The organism is Pseudomonas sp. MF6755, from assembly GCF_016405635.1.
Classification (GTDB): domain Bacteria; phylum Pseudomonadota; class Gammaproteobacteria; order Pseudomonadales; family Pseudomonadaceae; genus Aquipseudomonas; species Aquipseudomonas haemolytica.
This window is the reverse complement of sequence record NZ_JAEKDA010000009.1, coordinates 103,468-122,090: the sequence shown is the minus strand read 5'-3', so window position 1 is coordinate 122,090 and position 18,623 is coordinate 103,468. Positions and strand designations below refer to the sequence as shown.

The window sequence follows — 18,623 nt, the reverse complement described above, 5'->3', positions numbered from 1 at the left end:
TCAGATCAGATGGTTGCGCTGGGCAAACTTGGACAAGTGCACTACCGAAGACATGCGTAACTTCTCCTTGAGGCGAGTCTTGTAGGTGCTGATCGTTTTGTGGCTCAACAGCATATCCTCGGCAATTTCCTTATTACCCAACCCGATGGCCAGCTTCTGCAATACGGTCAATTCACGATCCGACAGGCACTCGATCATCTGCCGTTCTGTTTCCTGCAGGTCGTCCCGGCGTACCGAACTGGTCGGCAAACTGGGAAAGCAACTGTATCCCGACATGATTGCCTTGATGGCCTTTTGCAGCTCATCCAGTTCGCCAGTCTTGGCCACGAAGCCCATGGCGCCGGCGCGCATGCAGCGGGTGGAAAAAAACACCGCCAGGTAGGAGGTCAGTACCAGAATCTTGCAAGGCAAGCCCAATGCCTTGACCCGGCTGATGACCTCCAACCCACCCAACTTGGGCATCGCCAGGTCGAGGATAATCAGGTCAGGACGTTGCTCCCTCGCCAACTGCATTGCATCGGCGCCGTCCCCCGCCTGATAAATTTCAACAAACCCTTCCAGTTGCAAGAGATGTTTGACCGTCGCACGGATAAACGGATGGTCATCCACAATTAATGCTTTGCTCATAAACTTCCCTTTGTGGACAAAATACCCTTACACATCACACCTGACCTGGATACCTGTGAGAAATGACAGTTCCGACGAACGGTACTGCACAGCCTCAGGACGATAACCAAGCGGTGTCTGGCCCTTTCCATTAACTCAGCATAACCACGGACGCCAGACCTCGAAGACCCAGCAGCCGCAAGTGCACAACCTTAGCAACGCAAAAATGTTTCATCTGAAGGGATAATCCTGACTGCATGTAGGATTTTTCTACAATAAAGACTAGCCGACCCTCACTTGCCCACAACAGTCAGTCAGTGGTACTTGGGCTCCAGAAAGCCTGCACCACCAAGGTTGACGTTGAGATACGCGCCACCAGTGCATCCAGCTCGTCGCCATCGACCGACGTTGCGGCCAGAGTGGCCTCGATTTCCACCTCTTCACTGCCGAACGGTCGCACGTCGACATCGCTGGCCGGGTAGTTGCAGCGTGCCAACTCGGCTTCCAGCAACACCATGACGGCCTGTTGCTGACTGCGTCGCGCAATGACGTAGAGGATGTTGGTGACCTCTGCCGACACCACGTCCATCGGCTGGCGGTTGATGTTATTGACGATCGGTCGCAGCAAGGTATTGGCCGCCAGCACAAATAGCGTACCCAGCAATGCCTCAAGGATCAGGTCGGCGCCGGCACAGGCGCCCACTGCCGCAGAAGCCCAAAGAGTGGCGGCCGTATTGAGCCCACGCACATTGCCCTCTTCGCGCATGATCACGCCGGCGCCAAGAAAACCGATGCCCGACACCACGTAAGCGACCACGCGCACAGCGCCCTCAGCGCCGCCAAGGCGGTTGGCCATGTCGACAAAAATCGCCGCACCGACGGCCACCAGCACATTGGTGCGCAAGCCGGCGGTGCGCTGGCGGTACTGGCGCTCGAAGCCGATCAAGCCACCGAGGATAAACGCCGCGCTGAGGCTGACTACAGTGTCGACCAGGGAGTTGAGGTTGATGTTGTTGATTGCCTGCATAAAAAAATCTCCATGAATGCAGTGGCTGTGACCGGTTACTGCCAGCCAAACCTACGGATATAAAAGCCCTTCACCGCCTGAGTCAGCGCCATATATGCCAGCAGAATCACTGGCAAAAACACAAAGTACAGCGACGGTAGCGCCTGCAATTTGAAGTAATGCGCCAGCGGCCCCATTGGCAGGAAAATCCCCACGGCCATGATCACGCCCGTCATCAGCATCAACGGAAGTGCCGCACGGCTTTGCAGGAAGGGGATTTTCGGGGTGCGGATCATGTGCACGATCAGGGTCTGGGTCAGCAGCCCCACCACGAACCAGCCGGATTGGAACAGGGTCTGGTGGTCCGGGGTGTTGGCATCGAACACATACCACATGAGTGCGAACGTGGTGATGTCGAAGATCGAGCTGATCGGCCCGAAAAACAGCATGAAGCGCCCCACCTCCCCCGGCTGCCAGCGTTGCGGCGTGGCGAGCATTTCGTCATCGACGTTATCGAATGGAATCGCGATCTGCGAGATGTCGTACAGCAGGTTCTGCACCAGCAGATGCATCGGCAGCATCGGCAGGAACGGGATAAAGGCACTGGCCACCAGCACCGAGAACACGTTGCCGAAGTTGGAACTGGCGGTCATCTTGATGTACTTGAGCATGTTGGCGAAGGTACGGCGGCCCTCCAACACGCCCTCCTCGAGGATCATCAGGCTCTTTTCCAGCAAAATGATGTCGGCCGCTTCCTTGGCGATGTCCACCGCACTGTCCACCGAAATACCGATATCCGCCGTGCGCAGCGCCGGCGCGTCGTTGATGCCGTCGCCCATAAAGCCCACCACATGCCCATTGGCCTTGAGCAAGCGCACGATGCGCTCCTTGTGGCTGGGCGTGAGCTTGGCAAACACATTGGTGGTTTCCACAGCCAGGGCCAGCTCGGCGTCGGTCATGGCCTCGATATCATTGCCCATCAACAGGCCTTGCTGCTCCAGGCCCACTTCACGGCAGATCTTTGCCGTGACCAGTTCGTTGTCGCCGGTCAGCACCTTCACCGCCACACCGTGAGCCTTGAGGGCCTTGAGGGCGGGTGCGGTGCTTTCCTTGGGTGGGTCGAGAAACGCCACATAGCCGATCAGGGTCAGGTCGTTTTCATCCGCCAGGCTGTAGGTGTCACGCCCTGCCGGCATCGGCTGCGCTGCCACTGCCACCACACGCAGCCCTTCTTCGTTAAAGGCCGCCGTCACCTGACGAATGCGCGCCAGCAGTTCTTCGCTCAGCGCTTCATTGACGTCGCCATGGCGTACGCGAGTGCACACCGACAAAATCTCCTCCACCGCGCCCTTGCAGATCAACAGGTGCGGCTGGTCCTGCTCGGCCACCACCACCGACATGCGGCGGCGGTTAAAGTCGAAGGGGATCTCATCAACCTTATGAAACGCGGTGCCGACTTTCAGCTCGCGATGGACTTCCACGTGCTCCAGCACGGCTACATCCAGCAGGTTTTTCAGGCCGGTCTGGTAGTAGCTGTTGAGGTAAGCCATTTCCAGTACGTCTTCAGACTCCTGGCCCCACACGTCCACGTGGCGCGCCAGGAAAATCTTGTCCTGGGTGAGCGTGCCGGTCTTGTCGGTGCACAGCACGTCCATGGCGCCGAAGTTCTGGATCGCGTCCAGGCGCTTGACGATGACCTTCTTGCGCGACAGGAACACCGCGCCCTTGGCCAAGGTCGAGGTGACGATCATCGGCAGCATTTCCGGGGTCAGGCCCACGGCGATCGACAGCGCAAACAACAGCGCCTCAGTCCAGTCGCCCTTGGTGAAACCGTTGATGAACAGTACCAGCGGCGCCATGACGAACATAAAGCGAATCAGCAACCAGCTGACTTTATTGACACCGTGCTGGAACGAGGTGGTCGCGCGGTCAGTTGCCGTGACGCGTTGCGCCAACGCACCGAAATAAGTGCTGTTGCCGGTTGCCAGGATCACCGCCGTGGCGGCGCCGGACACCACGTTGGTACCCATGAACAGGATGTTCTCCAACTCCAGCGGGTTCCGGGTGTGGGCGTCCTGCTGATGGGCGAACTTCTCCACCGGCATGGATTCACCGGTCATCGCCGCTTGGCTGACGAACAAATCCTTGGCGCTGAGCACGCGGCAGTCGGCGGGGATCATGTCACCGGCCGACAACACGATCAGGTCGCCCGGCACCAGTTGCTTGATCGGTAACTCAATACGCTTGGCTGCATCCCGGCGCAGCACCGTCGCGGTGTTGCTCACCATCGCCTTCAAGGCGTCGGCCGCCTTGTTCGACTTGGCCTCTTGCCAGAAGCGCAACAGCGTCGAGAGCACCACCATGGAGAAAATCACCGTGGCGGCCTTCATGTCTTCGGTCAGCCAGGAGATTACCGCCAGCAACGTCAGCAGCAGGTTGAACGGGTTTTTGTAGCAGTGCCACAGGTGCACCCACCACGGCAGCGGTTGCTCGTGCTCGACCTCATTGAGGCCGTATTGCACGCGCAGGGCATCGGCCTCCTGGTTAGTGAGCCCCGCCGAATGGCTGCCCAGCACGCTCAACAACTGCACGGCACTGCCATTGGCCGCAGCCACCAGGGTGTGCGCCAGGCTTGGCGGGACTTCGCGGCTGACGCTGGCGTCGGTGACGGTCTCAAGCATCGCCAACCGGCGGAAGTGCCGAGCGATATGCCGGGTCCGCAGGAAACCGGCGAAGAACTCTTTGAGCAGAGTGAGGTTCATGGTGTTACTCCTGCGCGAGGAAACCTTCGTGCAGGTACGGCCGTCTGCACCGTGCCGGATACAAGGCACAGTCAGATTGGCCCGCCCACCGTAAAAGGCAGGCGCGTCCGTAGCATCCTGGATTGCACCAGATGCTGGTCAGCGTCGATGAGAGGGGTTCAGGCAGGCGCCAGGACTGGCCACTGCCGGGATGCCGCTTCTCGCTTTGTGAGGCGAGACAACGGCATCGAAAGAATGCGCGTTACCTTGCCAAGTAGGTGCCGGTTACCGAAACCGGCCGACGACTGTCACTCGAACAAGTACCCACTGAGGGTCTCCGCTATTGATGAAAACGCGCGAAGCTTACGCCCCGATGTCAGCAGAGTAAACCGTAGGAAAGTTTCCATATGGGGAATAAGAAAATTCTTCAGGATGGGTTCAGGAAGTGTTTTTTGAAACCAATGAAGCTTAAATGTGGGATGGAATCCTCAATCATCCCGCGTCAACACTTCCAGCAACTCGATCTCAAAGCGCAGGTTACTGTTGGGTTTGATATGCGCGCCCATCGAGCGCTCGCCGTAGGCCAGATGCGCCGGCACATACAGCGTGCGTACACCGCCGACCTGCATGCCCATCAAACCCTGGTCCCAGCCCTTGATCACGCGCCCGGTGCCAATCACGCACTGGAACGGCTTGCCACGTTCCCAGGACGAATCGAACACTGTGCCGTCTTCCAGGGTGCCGGTGTATTGGGTAGTGATCAGCGCGCCCTTGACCACGGCCTTGCCGTCGCCCAGGCGGATGTCGGTGATCTGCAGTTCGTCGTTGCTCATGGGGTTCTCGTTGAAGGCGTGAAAGGCTGGGGTTTTCCCAGAATCGGGTGGGTTTGGCAAGTGTAGGAACAGTCGGAACAATGATATTTCCCTTTAACTTGAAGCATGTTCCGAGAGAATCCCAACCGCTTGCGCCGTTCAAATCGCGTGGCTAGTCTTCGTTGGTCACTGCCAATTCAGTGACTCGGGGTTTGGTAGACCGCGAATGATTAGGCGCTAAACGCCCCCTTCTGCAAGGCGCTTTTTTTCGGCTCAATTAGGAATCAAGCCATGGAAAAGCTCATACCCGCTGCACCCGCCCCAGAACTGTAATTCTTCGCCACCACACCCGACCTCAGCTTCGAAGACGCCCTGGCTCATGCCAGCAGCGTACTGCGTTGCGCCGCCGTTGCCGCGCAGACAGCGGGTGAGCAGTTGGATGGCACTTCGCGCACCTTGGTCATTTCGGTCATGCACCTGGTGGAGATGGCCAGCGGGATGGTGGACCGTTCCCTGGAATGCATACTGCCGCGCTAATGCAAAACTAAATGTGGGAAGGGGCTTGCTCCCGATAGCGGTGCATCAGTCACCCCATCATGGCTGACACTCTGCTAGCGGGAGCAAGCCCCCTCCCACATTTTGATCGCAGGGCATCAGCTAGATAGCGGTCGGCTTTCAGGCTGCCAACAGCCTCGCCAAAGGTCCAGCGCCGTACCGCAATTTACTGTGGGAGGGGGCTTGCTCCCGAGGGCGGTGCATCAGTCACCACATCATTGACTGACACTCTGCTATCGGGAGCAAGCCCCCTCCCACATTTTGATCTGTATGCATTCCGAGGTCGCTCTATCAGCCTTTACAACCAATGCCAGAACCGGCTCCAGAACCCCCGCCCCAACTCATTCTTGCACCCGGCATATTGGCGCGCGTACAGCTGCGAACGCGCCTGCACCTTGCTTGCCACCGGCAGCAGCCAGGCTTTGCTGGCGTAGGTGCGCTGGCGATAGCCGCCCCAACCTTCGTGGTAATTCAGGTATTGGCCGTAGGCGTCGTATTTGTAGACGCCATTGATGGTGTAGGTCTTGTCCATGTACCAGCCGATAAAGTCGATGGCGTCGTCGAAGTCTTCGCGATCAGCGCCGCTGCGGCCGGTACTTTTGCGGTAGTCGCTCCACACTTCATCCTTGGCCTGGGCATAGCCCGAAGCGGTAGAAACGCGGCCCCAGGGGATGATCCACAGCAGGTATTTACGCGGGGTCTTGGCGTCGTGGCGAAAGCCCGACTCCTGATACATGATCGCGAGCGGCACTTGGATCGGCACACCCCAGCGCTTTTGCGTGACCTTGGCCGCGTCGTACCAGTCATCTTTTTCGCGAAAAATACCGCAGATATCGTTGGGCGTGCGTGGCGGCGAGGTGCCGCACGCCGCCAACAGAGAAGTGAGTAATAACAGTCCGACGGCTTTGCCTGCGATCAAGGGGCACCTTTGCGTGAAACGCGTAAAAATCCGGCATTTTACGCGTTCAACACGGCGGCGTCCTTGCCGCAGACCGTTTTAAGCCAATGGCACGCGACGGGTAGTCAGCGCAATACGACCGATGAAAAAGCTCAAGGCCGCACCCAACAGCAGCATGGCCAAGGTGCTCCAGGCGGCGCGGGACAGTTGCTTGGCCGCTACTTCACCAGCTTCACGGGCTTTTTGTTCAGCCTGTTGCTTGAGTTCATCGACCTTCTGCATGGCTTGCTGGTAAGCCTGGGCATAATTGTCGACGATCTGGGTGGCCTCTTCTTTGCTCTTGCCGGTACGGGCGGCAACAATGTTGACCAGTGCTTCTTTATCCGCGGCATTCAGCGCCGGCTCGCCGGAGGCTTTGACGCGTTCGAACCACTGCTTCAACTCATCACCGGCCTGGGCCGGGTTGGTCGCGGCATCGGTAGCCGATTGCTTGCCATCAGCGGCAGCCTGGTCGGCTTTCTGCTCGACATTGGCCGGGTCCAGTTCAGCCTTGCCACTCTGCTTGAGCAGGGTGTCCAGCTGGCCTTGCAGGCTGTTCCAGTCAAGCTGGATGCCCTGTTCGTTCAGCTGTTGCTTGAGGCTGTTGCCGATCCCCGGTGCTGCGGCGGCGATGCCACTGCCGGCGGCCGACAAACCTTTGCCCACGACATTGCCTGCGGTACCCACCACACTGGCAGCCAAACCGGCCAGCAGCCAGGTGGTGAGCAAGGTGGTCAGCGTCCAGGTCAAGACGCCGTGCAGGCCGCCACGGTCCGGTGCAGTGCGCCCGGCCACGAAAGCACCCAGGGCGATGGCCACCAATGTCGAAACAAACAGCCAGATACCCGCGCCTGTGCCGAAACCGCTCAGCGGGTTACCCGCTTCCATAGGGTCCACGGCACTGGCGCCAATGGCCGTACCCAACACACTCAATACCAGGTAGGTCACCAGTGCGATTGCACTACCGGCCAGTACCGAACTCCACGACACACGGAATAGCGATCGATTGGTTTCATAGACAGTGGTCATACAAAGGTCCTTTTCAGTTTTAGGAGCAAGGCAATGCGCCTTGATGGGTGTGAGTGTGGCGAAACGACATACGTTCAGTCGTGGGCCATATGCACCAGGCCAACTGGTGCATTCGCACTGCTCCCCGGGTAATTACTCTGCACTATCCTGAAGCCGGGATGTCGTAGTCCCATGCGCCCTAGACCTGCCGCCGGAGAAGTTATGACCCAGGATGTTCTCGCCAAAGAAACCAACCGCCGCCAATTGCAGCAGATCATCTCCGGGCTGTCCGACGGGGTGATACTTGCCGAGGTCGACCAAACCATCCTCTGGGCCAACGAAGCGGCGTTGACCATGCACGGGGTCAGCGAAGTCGAAGAGCTCGGCGCCAACACCGAGGCGTACGCCAAGCGTTTCGCCCTGCGCTATCGCAACAATCATCCGTTACAGCTGGACAGCTACCCCCTTAGCCGCGTCGCGGCGGGTGAAGAGTTCAGCGATGTGGTGGTGGAAGTCAGCCCCACTGCCAACGAACAGCGCAGCTGGGTGCACCGCCTGCGCAGCCTGGTGCTGACCGACGCTCAAGGCGCGCCGGAGCTGCTGGTGCTGATCCTCAGCGACGCCACCGAATGGGCCAGCGCCGAGCAACGCTTCGAGAAAACCTTCAACGCCAACCCCGCGCCCGCGGTGATCTGCCGTCTCAGCGACTTGCGCTATATCAAGGTCAACCAGGGCTTCCTGGAAATGACCGGCTACAACCGCGACCAGGTCATCGGCAAATCCGTGTACGAGTTGGATGTGCTCGAACAGGCCGAACGCAAGGACCTGGCCATCCAGCGCCTGGGCGAAGGCTCGACCATCCCGCAAATGCAGGCCGAACTGAAACTGCCTGAAGGTGGCAGCAAACTGGTGATTGTCGCCGGCCAGCCATTGGACATGAACGAGGAAGACTGCATGCTGTTTTCCTTCACCGACCTGGAGCCACGGCGCAAAGCGGAAATTGCCCTGCGCCAGAGCGAAGAGCGCTTCGCCAAATCCTTCCGCCTGACGCCAGTGCCGACCCTGGTGTGCAGCGCCGATAACCGCCAGGTGGTGGATATCAACGAAGCCTTTATGACGATCACCGGTTACAACAGCGAGGAGCTGATCGGCAAATCCATCGAAGAGATCAACTTCATCGACAGCCCGCAGGCCGGCGCACAGTTGTTCGCCAGCCTGGAAAAAGCCGGCAACCTCGACGGCCAGGACCTCAAGGTGCGCAAGAAAGGCAACGAGGTGGTCGACTGCGTGGTCTGGGCCGATACCGTGGTCATCCAGGACGTGCCCTGCTACCTGCTGGTACTGATGAACATCACCGAACGCAAACGCTCGGAGCTTGAGTTGGTCGCGGCCATTGAGGAAGTGATGCAGGACGCGTCGTGGTTCAGCCAGACCCTGATCGAAAAACTGGCCAACGCCAAGAGTGTCAACAGCCCCAACCTGCCGAACGTGGCCTTCACCGACCTGACCGCCCGTGAACGCGATGTGTTGGGCCTGATCTGCGAGGGCTTGGCCGACAAGGAGATCGCCTCGCGCCTTAAACTGGCACCTAATACCGTGCGTAACCATGTGGCCACGGTGTATTCCAAGCTGGGGGTGCACAGCCGCAGTGCGGCCATCGTCTGGGCTCGTGAACGTGGGTTGTTTGCCGGTGAGTTGCGCCTGAAAAGCAAGCCCTGAACATACAAATGCACTAGTTGAGCTAGTGCGAATTCGCCTTATAGCGCGAGGGTGCACGCCATAACCTTCAAGGATCGTACTTATGCCTCGAAGGAACCCGCATGTTTACCCTCTCTCAACTGCGCAACTGCATCGAAGAAGGCCTGTCACCGCTGACGTGCGAGTTCACCCTGTGCCGGGACGCGTCCTTGACCCTCAAGGTCTACGACGCCGAAACCGGCCGGGTCGACCTGGTGGTCACCGGGATAAGCACCAACCGCCTGCAGACCCCGCAGGAAGTGGAAAAAATGGTCGATGAGTTGCGCTACGAACTGCAAAGCAACAACGTCGGCAAACTCACGCTGGATGATTTGCCTTCATCGCCGCACCTATGAAATAGAACACCCCGCCCCCGACAATAAACGCCCCCAGCATGTAGAACATGTAGTGGGCCGGCAGGCTGGCCAGCACCAGCCCACACAACACAGGCCCCATCGCGGCGCCGAGATTGGACAGGTTCTGCGCCCCGTAATACATGCCGCGCAAATGGTCCGGGGCGATTCGGTCGATAAACATGTACTCGGCCGGGAACACGATGATCTCCCCCACGGTAAATACCGCCATTGCCAGCACCCACCACAACACGCTGGTGGACAGCGCAAACCCGATCAAACCCAACATGAACATGCTCAAGCCAGCGATCAGCCACTGGCTCAGGTAACGGTGGGAAATTTGTCGGCCGATCAGGTACTGCAAGGCAATCACCAACACGGCGTTGGTGGTCAGCACTGCGCTGATCACGGTGTAGGTGTATTCGGCGGTAGTGGTGGTCACCAGGTATTGCGACAGGTAAGCCGTAAACTGGCCGAACACTACCGCACTGAGCAGACCGCCCAACGTGAAGCACACCAGGCGGCGATCACGCAGCAATACGCGGGCGACGGCGAGGAACGGCACCGGCTTTTGCGCCACATCGACGGTGGCCAAGTTGCGGTCACCCCAGCGCCAGTACAACAGGAAAAACCCCAGCCCCAGCAGCGCCGACAGGATAAACGGCAGGCTGATATCCAGCTTGGCCACCATCGCTCCGAAGAACGGCCCGACGGCGTAGCCGATATTGGTCAGGGTGTACTTGATGGAAAACACTTCACTGCGTGCGTCTTCGGGCAGCAGGCTGGCGAAGCCGGCTTTCACCGCAATGTCGATGACCGCGTAGGCCAGGTTGATCAGAATCAGGCAGCTATAGAACGCCCAGATATTCTGCGCCAGCAGCGTGCCGATAAACCCCAGCACAAACACCAGGCTCAAGCCGAGCAGCAGTCGATAACTGTTAATGCGATCGACCAGGAAACCGCCGTAGACACTGAGCAGCGAGCCGACGATCAGCGAACTGCCGATCACCAGGCCGACCTGGGTAATGTCAAGGGCGAAGTGGCTGGTGAGGTAGATGACAAGGTAGGGAAAGGTGATCGCCTTGGCCAACGTCAGCAACAACGTGGCACACAGCAACAGGTTCACGGTACGGGGGTAGTTTCTTATTGTGGCAAGCATCCTGCTCTCATTCTTCAAAGGTAACGCGACCCATGGGGCCGGTTACCTTAACGCAAGAATCTGGAAAACAGCAGCTGGTGATGCGGGATTATTTCTTCACCGGGGTGATCTCGAGGATGGTGCCGTTGGTGGTCTTGAGCAGCACGAACTTGTCGCCCACCCGTGCCCATTGGCTGTCTTCTTCGGGCTGCTTGAGGCCGCGCTTTTTCCAGTCACTGACCGCCGATTCCTTGCGCATCAGCATATCCGGGGCGCGGTCGCCCTCCTTCAAGTCGCGAGCGTTGATATTTGAAGGTTGCACGGTTTCCTGAGGGGTATCACCAGCCTGCACGACAGCGCTGGCGGTGGAGAAGCTGGCAGCGACCAGCAGGCAAGCGGCTAAGGTTTTCGACTTCATGGGTGCTCCTTCAATGATGGTACGTACCCAACTTCCGACCGCAGCGGCGCGGAATCATTCAGCCTGCTGACTTCGCCACAAGGTGTAAGTCAGTGAGCCGGTGTGCCTTGATGAAACACCATCCGCCACTGCCCGTGCTCTTCGCGCCACACCGAACTGCGCAATGAGTCCCCCACCCCTTGGCGATGACCGCGATAAGTCACCAGTGCCACGCCGCGGCTAAGCATTTTCACGGTAAACCCGGACATGCGCCGCGGTGAAAACACCTCATCCTGCAACCCGGCAATCACCTCGGCCTTGCTGCCCCAGACAGTGCCACTGGCACCAAACTCAACGAAATCATCCGCCAGCAGGTGCCCCAGCCGTTCCGCATCCGAGCGCGTCGCATACCCCTGAAGCTCCTGTTCCAGTGCGAATAAATGCGCTTGAAGTTCCATCCCCATTGCCCCTATGAAATTAATCCTGTAATTTTTCATGAAATTATTCGACATAAATTTCATGACGCCACAAGAAGAACTCGCCACCCTCGCAGCGCTGATCCACGACTTGCGCAAGCACAAGAAGCTCACCCTGGCCCAACTCGCGCAAAAAATCGAGCGGTCGGTGGGGTTCCTGTCCCAGGTCGAGCGCGGCCTGTCGCGACCGACCGTGGCCGACCTGACTGCCATCAGCCACGCTCTGGACGTACCCACCACCTATTTCTACAGCCTGCCCAAACCCAAGGCGGTCGACTGGGTCACCCGCCCCAACGAGCGGCGCACGGTGTATTACGCCAATGGCATCACCGACATCCTGGTGTCGCCGAGCATGAATGGCGCGTTTTCGATGCTCGACAGCCTGTTGGCCCCCGGTGCCAACAGCGGCGAACAAAGCATGAGCGACCGCGCCGAACAGGCCGGTTTTGTGCTGGAAGGCGAGCTGACCCTATGGGTTGAAGATGAGGCCGACCCCGTCACCCTCGGCCCCGGCGACAGTTTCCACCTGGCCAGTTTCGCCCACTGCCGCTACGCCAACCTGACCGACCTGCCCGCCCGCGTCCTGTGGGTTTACAACTAGGAGCTACACCCGTGAAAAGCCATTCCTCCACGTTACTGGCCGAAGTACGGACCTTTCGCCAGAACCACCCCGACGTACGCTATGTCGACCTGATTGCCCTGGACATCCCCGGGCATTTCTACGGCAAGCGCTACCCGGTGGAGATGCTTGAAAAAGTCGCCGCCGGCAGCCCGTTGAAGCTGCCGCAGAACGCCGTGCTGCTGGGGGCTCAGGGTGGGTTGTTCAAGATTGGTGACTACTGCTTCAACGACGGTGACCCGGATGCCAATCGCCGACTGGTGCCCGGTACGCTCAAGCCGGTGAGCTGGGAGTCACAGCCATTGGGGCAAATGCTCATCACCTCCGACGGCACCGAAGCGCCGATCGAATTCGAACCCCGCGAAGTCCTGGCCAAGGTGCTGGAGCGCTTGCAGCACAAGGGCATTCACCCAGTGGTGGCGTTTGAACTGGAGTTCTATCTGTTCGATAAAAAACTCGAAAACGGCCTGCCGCAGTTCGCCCGCGACCCGCTGAGCGATGATGCCGATGACCAGCCCAACCTGCATATCGAACGCCTGTCACGCTTCAGTGAAGTGCTGGACGACATGGCGCAAACCGCCAAGGACCAGGGCATCGACATCACGGTGATCACTGCCGAGATCGGTCCCGGCCAGTTCGAGATCAATTTCGGCCACTGCGATGACGGCCTGCGCGCCGCGGACTGGGCCGCCCTGTTCTGCCGCAGCACCCGCGGCGTGGCGCTCAAGCACGGTTACCGCGCCAGCTTCATGGCCAAGCCTTACCTGCAATTTCCCGGCAGCGGCATGCATGTGCATGTCAGCCTCTACGACGCGGCCGGCAATAACCTGCTCGCCGCCCATCAGCAGCAGCCGCTGCGCCACGCCGTGGCCGGTTGCCTGGAATTGCTGCCCCACTGCATGCCGATCTTCTCGCCCAACCACAACGCCTTCCGCCGCCTGGGCGGCGCGGTCAACGCCGCGACGCGTGCCAGCTGGGGCTTTGAAGACCGTGACGCCTGTGTGCGCATCCCCGAATCCGACCCGCGCAACCTGCGAATCGAGCATCGACTGGCCAGCGCCGATGCCAACCCCTACCTGGTGCTGGCGGCAATCCTGGTGGGGCTGGAGCATGGGCTCGAAGCCAAGCGCGAACCCATTACCCCGCTGAACGAGGACCGCAGCAGCGGCACCGATTTCCCGGTGGAAATGCTCGACGCCGTGCGCGCCATGCAGCAACAACCGGTCGTGCGCGATAAGCTGGGCGCCGAGTTTGTCGACGTGTACTGCGAGAACAAACGCCAGGATCACTTGGCCTTTCAACAAGAGATCCATGCGCGGGAATATCGCTGGTTTCTTTAAGAAACTGTCGAACTGAACATGCTAAAACCCTGACATAAATCAAACGAAAGGCTCTAGCACGGGCCTTTCAGCTGGAAAAATTGTCGAACAATCCTGGATTTTGCCGGTGAGATCCATTATCATCCGGCGCCTTCTCGCTACCCGCCGGGTAGTTGTTTCAATGTGTCACCCGAGGCGCCCATGTACCGTTTTTCGTTTCACCGCCCTTTGATGGTCATCAGCCTGGGGCTGGTCAGCCATTGTGTTTCTGCTGCACTTCAACCCTTGGCCGAAGCCCCGCTGGCCAACGACACCGAGTTTCACTGCCACTTCAACCGCGACGCCAGTACCGACTGCACCACCACCTACCGCTACACGATCCTCAAAGCCAACGGCCGCGAAATGCTCTCGCGCATCGACTTCGATTATTCCGAAGGCGACACCTTTGAAGTGATCAGTGCTCAGTCCACACAGCCCGGCGCCAAGCCGGTCGCCCTGGCCGCCACACAAATCGACACGCGCACCGCGCCCAACCCAGACCAGGGCTTCAGCCGCAACAAGCAAACCTCCCTGGCCTTCCCCAACCTGCGCGTGGGCACACAGATCCGCTACACCGTGCGTCAGCACTACCCGGCCAAACCGCTGATGACCCAGTTCCACTATGTACTCAAACTCGGCCCCGGCGCGGTCCGCCGTGATCGCTTCAAGGCACGCTTTACCGCTGAACGGCCGATCCAGTGGCGCAGTGAAATGTTCGACGGTTTCAAGGTCACCCCGTCGAGCAACGGCAAGACCCTGGACGTGGTGCTGAAAGCCCCGACCTACGTCAACTACATCAATGAATCTTCCGCCGCCGCACTGCTACGCAGTCCGCGCCTGGAAGTGGGCAGCGCCGTGGAACGCCAAGCGTATTTCGGTGACTTCGCGCAACGCTACAACCAGATCCTCGGTGCCAACCTGCCGGCGCAAGCTGCCGCCGCCGTGACCGCCGCACGCAGCTTGGCACCGGCCGAGCAGGTCGCTGCGATGATGCAGCACATCAATGATCACTACCGCTACCTGGGTGACTGGCGCGCCAGTGAGCGTGGCTACGTGCCGTTCAGCCTGGCGGAAATCGAGCAGCATGGTTACGGCGACTGCAAGGACCTTGCGACCCTGCTGACCGCCATGCTCAAGGCCAGCGGCGTCAAGGCTGAGACAGCATGGGTGAGCCGTGGCGATGTGGTAGACGCCTTGCTGATCCCCGGCACCCAGGCGCCAAACCACGCCATCGTGCGCGCCGAAGTGGATGGCCAGGTGTGGTGGCTCGACCCGACCAACCCGGTCTTCGCCCCCGGCCAGACCATGCCCGACATCCAGGACCGCTGGGTGCTGGTCAACGATGCTCAGGGCCAGGTGCGCGAAGAACACATTCCTCTGGAACGCCCCGAAGTCGCGGTGCGCCTGGACAAACATGTGCAGTTCGGCAAGGAGGGCGATGGCGCGGTCAAGGCCACCATCACCTTCAGTCGCCTGCCGCTGATGCAATTGAGCGTCGCCGACCGCCAGCAAGGCACCACGGCCACCGACCAGAACATCTGCGCCAACTTCGGCAACGACATCAGCGACTGCCAGATCACCCGCGAACCTACCGGCTTTGTGGTGCATGACGGTTACAGCGTCACCGCCAGCATGAACGACCAGCGAGCCCTGGAAAAGCTGGCCAATGACTATGTCTACACCGACCCGTCGTTGAAAGACCGCTGGGAGGGCTACATCAACTATCGCCGTCAAGGACAACAGGCCGACCTCTACCTGGGCAACCCTGAAACCTATGACTACACCTTCACCCTGACAGGCGGGCAGATGGAAAAAGCCATCCCCGGCTGCAAGGTACGCTCGCCATGGTACGACCTCGACCTGGATGGGAAACTGGAGGACGGTTCGCTGCGGTATCACTATCGCCTGAGCCAGAAACAGCGCTGGCTGACCCATAAAGAAGTGGCCAGTGATGCGTTCGGCAAAATGATTGATGAGGCTCGGGCGTGTGCCGAGCAGGTGCATCAAGTTGTGAAGCTTTAAAATCAAACTCAGGTCAAATGTGGGAGGGGGCTTGCTCCCGATAGCAGTGGTTCAGTCACAGTTGCATCGACTGATACACCGCCATCGGGAGCAAGCCCCCTCCCACATTTTGATCCCCGTTCCGTCAGTTGGATTCGCCAAGCAGCAAACCCTGCTCCCGTGCGCACAACTCCACCACGTAATCCCACAACACCCGCAACCGCACCGACTTATGCAGCTCCCGACGCGAGCTGATCCAGTAACTGCGCTGGATGCCTTCCGCCGGCAGCAACGGCACCAAATCCGCATCGCCAGCCGCCATAAAGCATGGCAACACCGCAATGCCCAACCCCGAACGCGCCGCCTGATGCTGGGCAATAACGCTGGTGCTGTGGAACACCACCTTGGGGTTACGGCAGAAGCTGCTGAGGAATTTAAGCTCCTGGCTGAACAGCAGATCATCGACGTAATCGATCCAGGAATGGGCAGCGAGGTCTTCGCGTTTTTCGATCGGGGCGCTGCGCTCCAGATAGGCACGGCTGGCATAGAGCGCCAGGCGGTAGTCGGTGAGTTTGCGCGTCACCAGTTGATCGACGCTGGGGCGTTCCAGGTGGATGCTGATCTCCGCTTCGCGGTTAAGGATGCTGACAAAGCGCGGCACTGCGACCAGCTCCACTTCCAATCCCGGGTAACGCTCGAACAACCCACCCATGCGACCGGCGAGGAACATCACGCCCAGACCTTCGGCCACACCCAGGCGGATCTTGCCCAGGGGCGCAGCGGAGTGGGTAAGTTCGTCTTCGGCCAGCAGCGCCACGTTCTCCATGGCTTCGGCATGCTTGAGCAGCGCTTCGCCCGAGGGCGTCAGCTCATAGCCCTGGGCGTGCTGCACGAACAGCGCAGTGCCGAGGCTTTTCTCGATGGCCTCGATATGCCGGGCCACGGTGGCATGCGTGGTTTTCAAGCGTTGCGCGGCGGTGAGCAGGCGGCCACTGCGCTGCAACTCGAGAAAAAACCGCAGGTCATTCCAGTCGAACATGTCGCCTCCATTGCCAGGGCCCGGCCCACGCTGTTTAAAAACGCACAGCAGCTGGGTAAAAACTAACATTTTTAAGACGAAAACTAACAACTAGGATGGGCTCAATAAGAAAAACAAGCGAGACCCCAGATGCCCATGGAAACTGCTGAATACGATTACATCGTCGTCGGCGCCGGCCCCGCTGGTTGCCTGCTGGCCAATCGTTTGTCCGCCAACCCGGCCCACCGCGTCCTGCTGCTGGAAGCCGGTGGCCGCGACAACTACCCCTGGATCCATATCCCCGTCGGCTACCTGTTCTGCATCGGTAACCCACGCACCGACTGGTGCTTCAAGACCGAGGCCCAGGCAGGCCTGCAAGGTCGTGCCTTGAGTTACCCACGGGGCAAGGTGCTCGGCGGCTGCTCATCGATCAACGGCATGATCTACATGCGCGGCCAGGCCCAGGACTACGACGGCTGGGCCGCGGCAGGCAATTCGGGCTGGGCCTGGAAAGACGTGCTGCCGTTGTTCAAGCACAGCGAAAACCATTTTGCCGGCGGCTCTGAGTTCCACAGCGATGGCGGCGAATGGCGTGTCGAGCAACAGCGTCTGTCGTGGCCGATTCTCGATGCGTTCCGTGAGGCGGCGGCCCAGAGCGGTATCGCCAACATCAATGACTTCAACCAGGGCGATAACGAGGGCTGCGGCTACTTCCAGGTCAACCAGAAGGCGGGCGTGCGCTGGAATGCGGCCAAGGCGTTTCTCAAACCGATCCGCCAGCGGCCCAACCTGACCGTGCTCACCGACGTCGAGGTAGACCGTGTGCTGCTGGAAAACGGCCGCGCCTCGCAGGTGCTGGGACGCCAACACGGCCAGCCGTTGAGCTGGAAGGCACGCAAGGAAATCGTGCTGTGCGCGGGTGCCGTGGGCTCGCCGGGCATTCTGCAACGCTCAGGCATCGGCCCTTCCCATGTGCTCAAGCCACTGGGCATTGATGTGGTGCATGAACTGCCAGGCGTGGGTGGCAACTTGCAGGATCACCTGCAACTGCGGCTGATCTACAAGCTGGAAAACGCCCGCACACTGAACCAGATCGCCGGCACGCTGTGGGGCAAGATGGGCATGGGCCTGCGCTACCTGTATGACCGCAGCGGCCCGCTGTCGATGGCGCCCAGCCAGCTTGGCGCATTTGCCCGTTCCGGGCCGGAGCAGACCTCGGCCAACCTTGAATACCATGTGCAGCCGCTGTCCCTGGAGCGCTTTGGCGAACCGCTGCACGGCTTCCCGGCGTTTACCGCCTCGGTCTGCGACCTGCGCCCGCAAAGCCGCGGCCGCGTGGATATTCGCTCGGCCAGCCCTGAGGATGCCCCACTGATTCAACCCAATTACCTTAGCCACCCCGAGGACTTGCGCGTGGCCGCCGACGCCATCCGCCTGACCCGGCGCATCGTCGCCGCACCGGCCCTGAGCCAGTTCAAACCGGTGGAATACCTGCCCGGCGATGCGCTGCAAACCGAAGAGCAACTGCACGAAGCCGCCGCACGTATCGGCACCACCATTTTCCATCCGGTCGGTACCTGCCGCATGGGCGTTGACAAGGACGCCGTGGTCGACAGCCAACTGCGCGTGCACGGCATCCCCGGCCTGCGCATTGCCGATGCGTCGATCATGCCGCGCATCACCTCCGGCAATACCTGCTCACCGACGCTGATGATCGCGGAGAAGGCCGCGCAACTGATCCTTTCACCGAATACAAGGAGCCTCGCCGCGGAGAAAGAACTGACTCATGCAATCTGAATAGCGGCGCCACACCTGGCGCCGACAGTGGGACAACAATAAATAATCACTGTGAGGGACACCC

At 59.8% G+C, this 18,623-nt stretch carries 16 protein-coding genes and 1 pseudogene; 7 read left to right on the top strand and 10 right to left on the bottom strand.

Annotated elements, in window-relative coordinates; all coding sequences use genetic code 11:
• From JFT66_RS13835 to JFT66_RS13820, 4 genes are all read right to left on the bottom strand, one after another.
• Positions 1-627, bottom strand: coding sequence for a response regulator transcription factor (locus tag JFT66_RS13835; protein WP_034119061.1), 627 nt, complete (start codon positions 625-627; stop codon positions 1-3).
• Positions 628-916: 289 nt separating this feature from the next.
• Positions 917-1,633 carry an MgtC/SapB family protein gene (locus tag JFT66_RS13830; RefSeq protein ID WP_034119060.1) on the bottom strand — a complete coding sequence of 239 codons (717 nt, stop codon included), beginning with the start codon at positions 1,631-1,633 and terminating at the stop codon, positions 917-919.
• Positions 1,634-1,668: 35 nt separating this feature from the next.
• The gene (gene mgtA / locus JFT66_RS13825) at positions 1,669-4,374 is read right to left on the bottom strand and encodes a magnesium-translocating P-type ATPase (RefSeq protein ID WP_153872348.1); all 2,706 of its coding nucleotides are present in this window, start codon (positions 4,372-4,374) and stop codon (positions 1,669-1,671) included.
• Between the two features lie 467 nt (positions 4,375-4,841).
• Complete coding sequence (locus JFT66_RS13820; protein ID WP_034119058.1) at positions 4,842-5,186, bottom strand: FKBP-type peptidyl-prolyl cis-trans isomerase; 345 nt, start codon at positions 5,184-5,186, stop codon at positions 4,842-4,844.
• Positions 5,187-5,510: 324 nt separating this feature from the next.
• Here JFT66_RS13820 and JFT66_RS29765 point away from each other — a divergent pair.
• Positions 5,511-5,702: pseudogene (locus tag JFT66_RS29765) on the top strand (DUF6124 family protein); the annotation flags it as partial.
• 316 nt (positions 5,703-6,018) lie between these two features.
• Here JFT66_RS29765 and JFT66_RS13810 read toward each other — a convergent pair.
• Positions 6,019-6,639, bottom strand: a complete 621-nt coding sequence (locus tag JFT66_RS13810; protein ID WP_034119056.1) for a transglycosylase SLT domain-containing protein — start codon at positions 6,637-6,639, stop codon at positions 6,019-6,021.
• A gap of 78 nt (positions 6,640-6,717) precedes the next feature.
• The gene (locus tag JFT66_RS13805; protein WP_034119055.1) at positions 6,718-7,686 is read right to left on the bottom strand and encodes a hypothetical protein; all 969 of its coding nucleotides are present in this window, start codon (positions 7,684-7,686) and stop codon (positions 6,718-6,720) included.
• A gap of 201 nt (positions 7,687-7,887) precedes the next feature.
• On the opposite strand from JFT66_RS13805, the gene JFT66_RS13800 reads away from it, so the two are divergent.
• Together JFT66_RS13800 and JFT66_RS13795 are read left to right on the top strand one after the other, a co-directional pair.
• On the top strand, positions 7,888-9,384 hold the full coding sequence (locus tag JFT66_RS13800; RefSeq protein WP_198859429.1) for a PAS domain S-box protein: 1,497 nt from the start codon (positions 7,888-7,890) through the stop codon (positions 9,382-9,384).
• A gap of 101 nt (positions 9,385-9,485) precedes the next feature.
• Positions 9,486-9,758 carry a DUF1652 domain-containing protein gene (locus JFT66_RS13795; RefSeq protein WP_034119053.1) on the top strand — a complete coding sequence of 91 codons (273 nt, stop codon included), beginning with the start codon at positions 9,486-9,488 and terminating at the stop codon, positions 9,756-9,758.
• On the opposite strand, the gene JFT66_RS13790 is transcribed toward JFT66_RS13795, so the two are convergent.
• The 3 genes from JFT66_RS13790 to JFT66_RS13780 form a co-directional block, all read right to left on the bottom strand.
• Positions 9,721-10,914, bottom strand: coding sequence for an MFS transporter (locus JFT66_RS13790; protein ID WP_153838460.1), 1,194 nt, complete (start codon positions 10,912-10,914; stop codon positions 9,721-9,723). The genes JFT66_RS13795 and JFT66_RS13790 overlap by 38 nt on opposite strands.
• 88 nt (positions 10,915-11,002) lie before the next feature.
• Positions 11,003-11,311 carry an RcnB family protein gene (locus JFT66_RS13785; protein ID WP_034119051.1) on the bottom strand — a complete coding sequence of 103 codons (309 nt, stop codon included), beginning with the start codon at positions 11,309-11,311 and terminating at the stop codon, positions 11,003-11,005.
• A gap of 89 nt (positions 11,312-11,400) precedes the next feature.
• Complete coding sequence (locus JFT66_RS13780; RefSeq protein WP_233094220.1) at positions 11,401-11,748, bottom strand: nuclear transport factor 2 family protein; 348 nt, start codon at positions 11,746-11,748, stop codon at positions 11,401-11,403.
• Positions 11,749-11,809: 61 nt separating this feature from the next.
• On the opposite strand from JFT66_RS13780, the gene JFT66_RS13775 reads away from it, so the two are divergent.
• The 3 genes from JFT66_RS13775 (at position 11,810) to JFT66_RS13765 (ending at position 15,765) form a co-directional block, all read left to right on the top strand.
• Positions 11,810-12,367 (top strand): helix-turn-helix domain-containing protein, encoded by a 558-nt coding sequence (locus JFT66_RS13775; protein WP_153838461.1) that lies wholly within the window; start codon positions 11,810-11,812, stop codon positions 12,365-12,367.
• Positions 12,368-12,378: 11 nt separating this feature from the next.
• Complete coding sequence (locus JFT66_RS13770; RefSeq protein ID WP_198859428.1) at positions 12,379-13,725, top strand: glutamine synthetase family protein; 1,347 nt, start codon at positions 12,379-12,381, stop codon at positions 13,723-13,725.
• 180 nt (positions 13,726-13,905) lie between these two features.
• Positions 13,906-15,765 carry a DUF3857 domain-containing transglutaminase family protein gene (locus tag JFT66_RS13765; RefSeq protein WP_034119048.1) on the top strand — a complete coding sequence of 620 codons (1,860 nt, stop codon included), beginning with the start codon at positions 13,906-13,908 and terminating at the stop codon, positions 15,763-15,765.
• A gap of 124 nt (positions 15,766-15,889) precedes the next feature.
• Here the strand turns inward: JFT66_RS13765 and JFT66_RS13760 are convergent, their stop codons facing one another.
• Entirely contained in the window at positions 15,890-16,783 is an 894-nt protein-coding gene (locus JFT66_RS13760; protein ID WP_034119047.1) for a LysR family transcriptional regulator, read from the bottom strand.
• A gap of 129 nt (positions 16,784-16,912) precedes the next feature.
• Between JFT66_RS13760 and JFT66_RS13755 the strand changes: the two genes are divergently transcribed.
• Positions 16,913-18,559 carry a GMC family oxidoreductase gene (locus tag JFT66_RS13755; protein ID WP_153838464.1) on the top strand — a complete coding sequence of 549 codons (1,647 nt, stop codon included), beginning with the start codon at positions 16,913-16,915 and terminating at the stop codon, positions 18,557-18,559.
• The last annotated feature ends 64 nt before the right edge of the window (positions 18,560-18,623 follow it).

Excerpts from the sequence above, each read along its gene's own strand:
- JFT66_RS13800 (WP_198859429.1), top strand. The coding sequence starts at position 7,888 with ATGACCCAGGATGTTCTCGCCAAAGAAACCAACCGCCGCCAATTGCAG.
- JFT66_RS13765 (WP_034119048.1), top strand. The coding sequence starts at position 13,906 with ATGTACCGTTTTTCGTTTCACCGCCCTTTGATGGTCATCAGCCTGGGG.
- JFT66_RS13830 (WP_034119060.1), bottom strand. The coding sequence starts at position 1,633 with ATGCAGGCAATCAACAACATCAACCTCAACTCCCTGGTCGACACTGTA.
- JFT66_RS13790 (WP_153838460.1), bottom strand. The coding sequence starts at position 10,914 with ATGCTTGCCACAATAAGAAACTACCCCCGTACCGTGAACCTGTTGCTG.
- JFT66_RS13795 (WP_034119053.1), top strand. The coding sequence starts at position 9,486 with ATGTTTACCCTCTCTCAACTGCGCAACTGCATCGAAGAAGGCCTGTCA.
- mgtA (WP_153872348.1), bottom strand. The coding sequence starts at position 4,374 with ATGAACCTCACTCTGCTCAAAGAGTTCTTCGCCGGTTTCCTGCGGACC.
- JFT66_RS13755 (WP_153838464.1), top strand. The coding sequence starts at position 16,913 with ATGCCCATGGAAACTGCTGAATACGATTACATCGTCGTCGGCGCCGGC.
- JFT66_RS13820 (WP_034119058.1), bottom strand. The coding sequence starts at position 5,186 with ATGAGCAACGACGAACTGCAGATCACCGACATCCGCCTGGGCGACGGC.
- JFT66_RS13785 (WP_034119051.1), bottom strand. The coding sequence starts at position 11,311 with ATGAAGTCGAAAACCTTAGCCGCTTGCCTGCTGGTCGCTGCCAGCTTC.
- JFT66_RS13835 (WP_034119061.1), bottom strand. The coding sequence starts at position 627 with ATGAGCAAAGCATTAATTGTGGATGACCATCCGTTTATCCGTGCGACG.
- JFT66_RS13805 (WP_034119055.1), bottom strand. The coding sequence starts at position 7,686 with ATGACCACTGTCTATGAAACCAATCGATCGCTATTCCGTGTGTCGTGG.
- JFT66_RS13780 (WP_233094220.1), bottom strand. The coding sequence starts at position 11,748 with ATGGAACTTCAAGCGCATTTATTCGCACTGGAACAGGAGCTTCAGGGG.
- JFT66_RS13775 (WP_153838461.1), top strand. The coding sequence starts at position 11,810 with ATGACGCCACAAGAAGAACTCGCCACCCTCGCAGCGCTGATCCACGAC.
- JFT66_RS13760 (WP_034119047.1), bottom strand. The coding sequence starts at position 16,783 with ATGTTCGACTGGAATGACCTGCGGTTTTTTCTCGAGTTGCAGCGCAGT.